Source organism: Tepidiforma sp., from assembly GCF_034432735.1.
Lineage (GTDB): Bacteria > Chloroflexota > Dehalococcoidia > Tepidiformales > Tepidiformaceae > Tepidiforma.
Genome location: NZ_DAOUBJ010000133.1, coordinates 1 through 9,143, shown reverse-complemented (window position 1 = coordinate 9,143; position 9,143 = coordinate 1). Strand labels below are relative to the sequence as shown.

7 protein-coding genes are annotated in these 9,143 nt (G+C 65.5%); 1 reads left to right on the top strand and 6 read right to left on the bottom strand.

The window, feature by feature from the left end:
* Positions 1-159: 159 nt before the first annotated feature.
* The 6 genes from VAE53_RS11860 to pepN form a co-directional block, all read right to left on the bottom strand.
* A complete protein-coding gene (locus VAE53_RS11860; protein WP_322819578.1) occupies positions 160-1,260 on the bottom strand; it encodes an enolase C-terminal domain-like protein in 1,101 nt (366 codons plus the stop codon).
* Positions 1,257-2,078: a 1,4-dihydroxy-2-naphthoyl-CoA synthase gene (menB, locus tag VAE53_RS11855; RefSeq protein ID WP_322819579.1), complete on the bottom strand. Its 822-nt coding sequence runs from the start codon at positions 2,076-2,078 to the stop codon at positions 1,257-1,259. The genes VAE53_RS11860 and menB overlap by 4 nt, the downstream gene beginning before the upstream one ends.
* 5 nt (positions 2,079-2,083) lie before the next feature.
* Positions 2,084-2,926, bottom strand: a complete 843-nt coding sequence (menH, locus tag VAE53_RS11850) for a 2-succinyl-6-hydroxy-2,4-cyclohexadiene-1-carboxylate synthase (protein WP_322819577.1) — start codon at positions 2,924-2,926, stop codon at positions 2,084-2,086.
* A complete protein-coding gene (gene menD / locus VAE53_RS11845; RefSeq protein WP_322819576.1) occupies positions 2,923-4,650 on the bottom strand; it encodes a 2-succinyl-5-enolpyruvyl-6-hydroxy-3-cyclohexene-1-carboxylic-acid synthase in 1,728 nt (575 codons plus the stop codon). Before menD ends, menH begins: the two co-directional genes overlap by 4 nt.
* Positions 4,647-5,795, bottom strand: a complete 1,149-nt coding sequence (locus VAE53_RS11840; RefSeq protein ID WP_322819575.1) for an isochorismate synthase — start codon at positions 5,793-5,795, stop codon at positions 4,647-4,649. Before VAE53_RS11840 ends, menD begins: the two co-directional genes overlap by 4 nt.
* Positions 5,796-5,993: 198 nt before the next feature.
* Positions 5,994-8,564, bottom strand: coding sequence for an aminopeptidase N (gene pepN / locus VAE53_RS11835; protein WP_322819574.1), 2,571 nt, complete (start codon positions 8,562-8,564; stop codon positions 5,994-5,996).
* A 175-nt stretch (positions 8,565-8,739) separates the two neighbouring features.
* Between pepN and VAE53_RS11830 the strand changes: the two genes are divergently transcribed.
* Positions 8,740-9,143: nuclear transport factor 2 family protein (locus tag VAE53_RS11830; protein WP_322819573.1), on the top strand; the 404-nt coding region annotated here is incomplete at its 3' end.

Here is a 9,143-nt window from a genome sequence, read left to right as displayed (position 1 = left end):
GGCGGGCACCTTCACCGAGCGCCGCCGCCGCGAGCTCGGACACCCACTGGTCGAGGTCAGCATACGTCCACGTGGACCCGTGGAACTCGACTGCGGGCTGGCGGGGTAGCGTCGCCGCCCGGTGCGCCAGCCAGTCGAACGAAAGCGAGCGGGCGGGGTTCACGGCGACGACCCAGGCGTTCCGCGAGCCAAGCGGGGGAGAACTCCGGCCGCGGGAAGGTTCACCATTCCGCGTTCGGGCTGAGGCACACCCCGGACAGGGTCATCGGTGACGGCGAGCGCGGTGGCGAGACCGTGCGCGATTGCTCTGGTGCCAAAAGCCGCGGCGAACTCGAGCACGGCGGCATAGCCAGCACCGCTTTCGAAAGAGCCCGTCACCACGACGTCGAGTCCCGCGGAGCGAGCCGCTCGCGCGATCCGGGCAGATGCGGCCAGCCCAAGCAGAGCCGGTTTGAGCACTATGGCGTCGCAGGCACCATCGTCGATGAGCCGGAGTGCCGTGGCCTCGTCCGCGAGCGACTCGTCGAGCGCGATACGAAGGCCGGTCTCTTCGCGCAGCAGTCGCAAGGAGGTCGACTCCGCGGCGAAAGGGGCCAGCGGCTGCTCGACCAACTCGATGCCAGCACGTCGGAGGTCGGGCGCGATGGCGCGGAATTCTTCAGGCGACCAGCCGCCGTTGGCGTCGACGCGGATGGTCGCATCGGCGCCGAGAGACGCGCGCAATTGGCCCACGAGGCTGGCATCGCGCGAGGGGTCGATGCCGACTTTGAGCTTGAATGCGGTATACCCCTCGGCGGCAGCCAGGCGGGCCTGTTGGAGCGCGGCATCGGGTTCGCCCGCGTCGATGACCGCATTGGCACGGAGCCAGGCCGGACGGGGGGACGTCCCGCCAAGGAGCGCGGAGAGCGGCAGGCCGAGCTGGCCGCTGTAGAGGAACCCAATGGCGGCTTCGAGGGCTGCCCTGACGGGCCCCGGGCACGCCGCCGCGGTCAACGTTTCAACGAGCAGGGCCTCCCAGGCGTGGCAGGGATGGAGGCCGGGAAGACGCGCAGCTTCTTGCTCCAGCCACGGTAAGCACGCTTCGAGCGGCGGCGACCAGGGCGGAAGGGGGGCACAGTCGCCCAGACCCAAACGACCGTCGCTGTCAGTGACGAGAAGTAGGACCCCGGAACGTTCCTGGAAACCTCCGCGGGCATCACCATGGTGAGCCTTGAGGGTCAGTCGATAAGGCACCAACCGGGCAGAGTCGATTCGGCTCACGGCCGTCGGGGAAACTGGGAAAAATCCGAGTAGGCAGGCTCGCGCTTTTCGAGGAAGGCGTTGCGCCCTTCTTTGGCCTCATCCGTCATGTAGAAGAGCATGTTGGCATTGTGCGCGAGCTCGGTGATGCCGACCATACCATCGAGCTCGGCATTGAACGCCGATTTCAACATGCGTATCGCGATGGGGCTCATCTTCAGGATTTGCTTTGCCCAGCGGACTCCTTCTGCCTCGAGCTCCTCGAGTGGGACGACCGCATTGACAAGCCCCATCTCGAGCGCTTCGCGCGCGTCGTACTGGCGGCAGAGGTACCAGATCTCGCGCGCCTTCTTTTGGCCCACGTTGCGCGCGAGCTGGATGGCGCCGAAGCCTCCGTCGAAGCTGCCGACCTTCGGGCCAGTCTGACCGAAGCGGGCGTTTTCTGCGGCGATGGTCAGGTCGCAGATGACATGGAGGACATGCCCGCCGCCAATTGCCCAGCCGGCGACGAGCGCAATCACCGGTTTGGGGATCGAGCGAATGAGCTTGTGGAGGTCGGTGACGTTGAGGCGGGGCACATTATCCTCCCCGACGTAGCCACCGTGGCCACGAACGCGCTGGTCGCCCCCCGAGCAGAACGCGCGGCCCCCTTCCCCTGTGAACAGGATGACGCCCACCTCCGGGTCCTCGCGGGCACGGGAGAAGGCGTCGATGAGCTCGAAGGTGGTCTTGGGGCGGAAGGCGTTGTGAACTTCGGGGCGATTGATGCTGATTCGGGCGATGCCCTCGGCCTTCTGGAAGAGGATATCCTCGTAGGGTTGGACGGTCTGCCACTGGATGGTGGTCACGGTCGGGCCTCCAATTGGGGTTCGGCGACGTCAGTGAGGAAGCGTGACACAGCATCGACGACGGCCCCAGGCGCTTCCAGCTGCGCGGCGTGGCCTACGCCAGGGATTGCCGATGCGGTGCCGCGTGGAGCGAGTTGCACCATTCGTCGAGCGATTTCGACATATTTTCGGTCGAGCTCGCCAGCGAGCGCGAGGAAGGGGAGATCGAGCGACGGCAGATGCTCCCAGAAAGAAGGCTGGGCCCCTGCGCCCATCCCACGGAGGCTGTTCGCGAGGCCGGTCGGTCGGTTCGCGAGTCGCACGCGTCGCTGCGCAGCCCGGACATCGGACGGGAGGGACTGCTGCGAAGCCCAGAGCGGTAGCGACTCCCAGTAGTCGACGAAGGCCTCGATACCATGCCGCTCGATCCGGTCGGCGAGCTCTTCGTCCGCCCTGCGGCGCTCGGCGCGCTCGTTTTCCGTTTCGAGCCCAGGGGAGGCGCCAATCGTCACCAGCGCCGAAACCACACCCGGAACCAGACATGCGAGGGCGAGGGCCGCCCGACCGCCCATGGAATAGCCGAGCCAAGGCGCCTGCGCGACCCCGGCGTGGCGCGCGGCTGCCGCAAGGTCGGCGGAAACCTGTTCCATGCGATAGTCCGCCACGTCCGCCGGGGCGTCCGAACGACCGTGCCCGACGATGTCGATCGCGACGCAGCGGAACGAGCGCCCGAGCAGTTCGCCGAACCGCCCCCACGATGCCGCCGAACCGGTGAACCCGTGGAGCAGGACCAGCGTCGGCCCGGAGCCCCACAGCTCGACGTTGAGCGAGAATCCCGGGCGGACTTCGAAACGAGTCACGAAGCGAACACCTCGCGAGCGGCCTCGGCTGCCGCCCGCCACGCGCGCCGGTGCATGGCCACGTTGGCCGCCCGGTCAGTGCGAATCTCGATGACGGACGGCGTCGGCGCTGCCAGCCACCGCTGGAGACATTCCCGAAAGTCCGACCACGTCGCGATGCGGGTACCGGCGAGGTCGAAAAGTCCGGCGGCTCTGACGCAATCGATTCTCGGTGGGGTGGCGAACCACCGCTCGAAACGGGCCGTGTGGGCGACCTGCGGAAGATAGTGGAAGATTCCCCCGCCATCGTTGTTGATGACGACGGCCAGCAGCGGAAGTTTGTACTCGCGAGCAGCCCAAAGAGCATTGAGGTCATGGAGGAAGGAGACGTCGCCTACTACGACCACCGTCGGGCGCCCAGCAGCGGCAGCACCGGCAGCACTCGACATCACCCCATCGATTCCGTTCACTCCACGATTGGCGACGATATCCAAGGGGGCGACCCGAATCCCCAGGAAGTTGTCGAGGTCGCGGACGGGCATGCTGTTGCCGGCCACGAGCGTCGCTCCCGCGGGCAGGTGCCGTCCGAGCTCGGCGAAGACGCGTCCCTCGAACCCCTCCTCCATCCCAGCACAGAATTCGTCCAGGGCGGCGCGAGCGGCTCGATCGGCCGCGACCCATCGGCCGAGCCATCGGCCGTCACTGGCCGTGGAAGTGGCGCAGAGCGACCTGGCAACGCGCGCCGGACTGCCCTGGAGGACCAAGGTCCGGACGGCGTTGGGCTCTCGATAGCCCCCTGGGAGGTCGACGAGAACCTGCGGAACGCCCCGGAGGGAGGCGAGGAACTGATTCAGGGCCTTGGACGTAGGGGAGGAACCAAACCTCAGCACAAAATCCGGTTCCGCGGGGCGCACATCGCGCAGCCAGGCATCGACCGCATCCAGGAGCGGACCGCCACCATCGGGTGGGACGCCAGCGCGCAGGCCGCTCAGAGGATCGGCGACCACCGGTGCACCCCACTGTACGGCCAGCGCCGCGATCGGCTCTGCCGGCAGGCCCCCGGTTTCCGGGCCGGCGACGATCAACGGCCGCTCTGCCCGAGCAGCCAGCGCAAGGACCTCGTCGATCGCTTCGGCGCACGGCTCGGATTCAGGCGGTTGGAATTTTCCAGGGCTTGGCGCCCACTCGGCAGGATGCTCGTCCGGGGGTTCTACCAGCGGCTCGTCGAACGGGATGTTCAGCTGGACTGGACCAGGAATGTTAGCGAGCGCCGCCTGGACCGCCCGCATTCCGGCAACCTGGTATGCGTCGACTTCGCACTCGGACGTCGGCACGGGGAGGTCGATCGACCAGCGGACATGGCGACCAAAAAGGTGCACTTGGTCCATGGTCTGCGGCGCTCCTACGTCGCGAAGTCGAGGCGGCCGGTCTGCCGTCAGCGCGATCAACAGGATACGGCTCAGGTTCGCTTCGGCCACGGCTGGGAAGAGGTTGGCGGCGGCGGTTCCGGAAGTGCAGGCGATGGCCACTGGCGTGCCCGTTGCGCGGGCTAACCCGAGCGCAAAAAAACCCGCGGAGCGCTCGTCGATCACCAGCCAAGGCCGCACAACCTGTTGGTCCGCGAAGGCGAAGACGAGTGGTGTCGAGCGGCTGCCCGGCGTGACCACAGCATGCCGAACCCCGCTAGCCGCGAGCCCGGCGACAATGCCGCGCGCTGCGACCGTATTGGCACGGGCGATGCTCACCGAGCGATCACTCCTCGGAGGGCATCGAGTTTCGTTTCGATCTCGTCGAGCTCGGCGGAGGGGTCCGAATCGCTAACGATTCCGGCGCCAGCGTACAAGCGAGCGAAGCCTCGACCGAGGAGCGCTGTACGGAGCCCGACGACGAACTGGCCGTCGCCGGCAGCGTCGACCCAACCGACCGGACCGGCATACCAGCCGCGGTCCATGCCTTCCAGACGGCGAATAGCTGACAAAGCAGCATCTCGCGGCCATCCACCGACCGCGGGCGTTGGGTGAAGTCGCTCGACCAGTTCGAGGAGGGAGCGATCCGGCGCGAGGCGGCCCTCGATTGGGGTAAAAAGATGTTGAATGTTCGCTAGCTTCATGATCGTGGGTTCGGCTGGCACACGGAGATCGTCGACCAGCCCCTGTGCCTCAGCGGTTATCGCCTCGACGACAAGGCGGTGCTCCCATCGCTCCTTTTCGCTATCAAGCAGCTCCCGTTCGAGGCGGGCGTCTTCGGCGGAATCCCTTCCTCGTCGCCGCGAGCCCGCCAACGATACGAGGCTGACGTAACCTCCGCGGGATTCGGCGAGCGGCTCCGGGCTTGCGCCGAGCCAGGTAAGCCCGCCGGTGCGGATGCTGAAAATGGTGCAGGTAGGGAAGGCCCTGGCGAGACGCGCGAGCACCTCCGCTGGGGTCATTGGCCCCGTCTCGACGATGCGCGAAGCCGCCAGGACAACTTTCTGATAATGGCCCGCTTGGATTTCCGCGACCGCGCGTGCGATCGACGCACCGAGCTCGTCGGGGGATGTCTCCGGTCCGCTGGCAATCTGTGCAGCGTGTTCTTCGATGGGGAAGTCGCCTGCGCAGGCCCAGCCTGCCCACTCATCACCGCGGCGAAGCAATGTGATCGCCGGGACGATCACTTGCCACCCCCCGAATGCATCCCAGGCGGTGTCTGTCTTTGGTCCGCTGGGATCGAACGCCGAGCCGGCGAAGACGAGTGGGGTCGGGCCGGGACTCGGCTCGACATCGAAGCGGGCGATGGTTCGTTCGAGCGTCCGGCGCGCCTCGCGAAGCCCTTCATTGCGCCGACCAACGAGGCGAGCAGCGGTACCGAGCCCGAACACCTGGAAGGCCTGAGATGGCTGCTCCCAAGTCACGGTGGCGTTCGTGCGAAGCCAATCGACACCGCGCGACCGGTACCACTCGATGGTAGAACGGGATAGCCGCGTGACCGCCAGACGCGGCAGTGGAGAGGCGGGGGGCGACGTGGTGACTACCGGCATGGGGTCGAACTTCTTTGCGCGGGGTTCGACACCAGCCTATCGCGAGGCGAACCTACGGGCTTGTAGGTGGGCTCACGGCCGTGAACTTCGGGGCAATCGTTCGGCCGCCTCGCGGCAGCGCAAAGCGCGCTCCATGTCGTCGATGAACTCGCGAAGGGTACGCACGAGCAGCACGGTGCCATCGCTGCCCGCCAGAAGGCTCTTGGCTCGCTCGACAACGGCGGGTTCGACGCGATACGAAGGAGCAAGATTTCGGAAAAACTCGGTCGCGAATTCCTTGTCCCGTTCAGCGAATACGCGCGGGACGACATCGAAGAATTTTTCGACGTACGGCGCGAGCATTGCCCGCTGATGACGCCAGTTGAAGCCAGACATAGCGGCCGCCGTGAGATGGAGCGACCCATACCCCTCGCCGAGGAACTTGTCCCAGGCCCTTGCCTTTACCGCAGGGTCCGGTGTCGATGCTTCGGCGCGGAGCCTGGCACGTACACCGCGGTCCGATGGGTCGCGAGCTGCTTCGGACGCGATTCTCTCGGCAGAGCCGTCGAGCCCGTAGGCACGGTGTTTTGTGGCGATCGCCCAGCGCATCTCCTGGTCGATCTCGAGGCCTGGAATCACGACTTCGCCATCGGCGAGCCTGCCTAGCTCTCCGACGTCATCCGTGGTGGCCGCCGCTCCGATGAGTGCTTTCGCCCAGATCTTCTGGAGGTCGCCGGGGGGTGCAGACTCGAGCGCTCGGCGAGCGGCCTCGAAAAACCGGTGGGCTTCCGCTTCGATGAGATGCTCGGGGACGTAGCGGCCAAGGGCCGCAAGGGCGTTCGCCGTCACGCTTTCGACGAGCTCCGGGTGATGCTCGGCAGGCGCCTTCGCCCCGACTAGCTCGAGATACCGGAGCGACGAGAGCTGCTGGTCGCGAACCATGTTCCACAGCGAGGACCAGAGCTGAAGCCTGAGGAGGGTGTCGGTGACCCGGTCGATGTGCGCGAGGATGTAGCGAAGCGAGGCCTCGTCGATGGCGACCTTGCAATAGCCATGGTCCCCATAGTTCGGGAAGACGAAGTCGGGACGCGGAAGGCCGGCAGCTTCCGTGATCTCGACACGCTCGCCGGTGATGGTAGCGGGCAACACCGTGATGCGAAGCCCGGTCTCTTCTTCTCGCGCAAGCCCGACGTCGAGGCGATGCGGCCGCAGGTAAGGGTGTTCGGGTGGGGCCGTCTGTTCGAGGGCGAGCCCGGCGATGCGGTCTCCGTCGGCCTCCCAGCGCGCGGCGATGGTGTTGAGCGAAGAGGTTTCGAGCCAAAGGTGCGCCCACTCACCGAGCGAGACTCCGGCTCCCTGCTCGATGGCGACGAGGAAATCGGCGAGCGTGGCATTGCCGTAGGCGTGGCGTCGGAAGTACTCGCGCATCCCCTCGCGAAATCCTTCGAGGCCGACAGCTGCCACGAGCTGCTTGAGCACGGCCGCTCCCTTCCCGTAGGTGATGCCATCGAAGTTGAGGAAGGTTTGGTCCGTATCTTCGACCTGTCCCGCGATCGGATGGGTGGTAACGAGTTGGTCTTGGCGATAGGCCCAGTTTTTGATGGACGAGGCGAAATCCAGCCAACCGCTGTCGAAATTCGTCGCCCTCTCCATGCAGAGGTAGGACATGTACGTAGCGAAGCTTTCGTTGAGCCAGAGGTCGTTCCACCAGCGCATCGTGACGAGGTTGCCGAACCACATGTGCGCCATTTCATGCAGGATGACCTCGGCACGTGCGCGGCGCTGATTGATCGTCGGGGGATCACGAAAGACCATGTATTCGTTGTGAGTCACCGCGGCGACGTTTTCCATCGCGCCGGAGTTGAACTCGGGGACGAACACCTGGTCGTACTTCCCGAACGGATAGGGTACGGCGAAGAATTCGCTGTAGAAATCCAGCCCCTGTTTCGAGACTTCGAAGATTTCTGCGGCGTCAAGGTATCGCGCTAGCGACTTCCGGCAGAAGAGACCAAGGTCGACCTCTCCGTGGCGATCGCGTACAACGTGGTAGGGTCCGGCGATGAGCGCGAAGAGGTACGTGGAGAATCGCTTCGTTGGCAGGAAGATCCACCGTCGGCGCCCTTCGTCGGCGGGGGTGACGGACTCCGGCGCAGTATTGTGGATGAGCTCCCAACCTTCGGGCGCGACTACCGTTAGGCGATAGGTGGCCTTGATATCCGGCTGGTCGAACTGCGGAAAGAGGCGATGGCTCTCGTACGGTTCGAAGTTGGTGTAGAGGTATTCCTGGCCGTCTTCTGGGTCGAAGAATTGGTGAAAACCGTCGCCCTCGTGGTCATAGTCGTTTTCGTACTCGATGCTGACGACGTTGCGGCTGCCGAGCGTGCTGCTAGGAAGCCAGAGTCGGTAGCCGTTCCACCGCGGTGATCCAATTCGCTGGCCGTTGACTTCCAGCGTTCGGATGGTCGCCCCGCGAAAATCGAGGAAAAGGTCGCCCGTGCCGGAATCGTCGAAGCGGACCGTTACCTGGCCCCGATAGCGCTGGGCGCCGGGACGGAGGTCGAGAGACAGTTCGTAGGAGACGTTGGAAACCCTTTTGCCACGCCCCTCAGCCTCTGTTTGCGTAAGAACGTCGCGGGCGATGTCGTCAGGGATCGGTGTGCTCACCATGGCAGCTCCAGCGCGGCCATTGCCGCTCGCACAAGATGTTCGACGATGAGCGTAGGGGATTTTTCGCGCAACGGCGCGGCGAGGGGGCTGGCCTGCGACGGTGGGCTGCGGTGACCCAACTCGTGAACCGGGGTACAATCCGGCCGACCTTCCGCGCAGGTGCAACTCGCCGATGTCCCACATCCCTGCCGTCAACGCCCTCATTACCGCCATCAACTTCGACCGGTTCGCGGAGATCGAGGCTCGCCACAAGCCCGATGCAATCTTCCAGTCGTTCAGAGGGCCAACGCTCCGCGATGCGGTATCCATCGCCGACTGGCACCGCGAATTCCTGCGCGACTACCAAGACTGCAACTACGCGGACCTGGAGTACATCGAGGAAGGCAACACCGTGGCGGTGCGAGGAACGATCGAGGCGAAGGGCTACGACTGGCGCCCATTCACCCAGCGGATCATCGAGATTTTCGAATTCGACGGTGAGGAGGAGGAAGAAGTCGCTCGGCGACGGCTCTACGCCACGCTCCGGGACATCGTGCTGGACAAACCTGCGACCGCAGCCCTCAACGATGCCCTCGG